This is a genomic window from Actinocorallia lasiicapitis, from assembly GCF_054778695.1.
Window position 1 is genome coordinate 1 of sequence record NZ_BAAGZI010000912.1, and the last position, 548, is coordinate 548.

The window sequence follows — 548 nt, forward strand, 5'->3', positions numbered from 1 at the left end:
GGCGGTTCTGCTCGCTTCCTCCTCCACCTCGGCGGTGGCGGAGGGCGTGGTCACTCGGCCGCGGATCATCAAGACGTTCAAGACACTGCAGGTCACCGCGATGAAGGCGGTCGGGCCGAAGGACGTCTGGGTCTTCACCGCCCACCGGCCCGTCGAGCGGCCGTTTCCGCAGGCCCACCACTGGGACGGACGGAAATGGCGGCGTGTCGCGCTGCCACCGGGAACCTCCGGCCTGGTGCACGACGTGGACGGCACCGCACCCGACGACCTGTGGGCGGTCGTCGCGGGCGACAGCGACTCGAGCACCACCCAGGGCGTGCTGCGCTGGAACGGCAGGTCCTGGAAGCTCGTCAAACGCCTGCCCGGCGGCCCCGTCGACTCACCCAACACGATCACGGTGCCCAGCCGCGGCCGCGTCTGGGTACTGAAGATCGTCGAAGGCGGCACGGACCTGTGGCGGTTCGACGGACGCCGCTGGAGCAGCCGCCGAGCCAAAGGACTCGTGCTGTACACCCCGGTCGTCCGTTCCGCCACCGACATCTGGGCGG

1 protein-coding gene is annotated in these 548 nt (G+C 70.3%); it reads left to right on the forward strand.

The genetic code is table 11. The features are described from left to right. Positions 1–46: 46 nt before the first annotated feature. Positions 47–548, forward strand: a 502-nt coding sequence (locus tag ACYVE7_RS35460; protein WP_460371087.1) for a hypothetical protein, incomplete at its 3' end; no start/stop codon positions are given.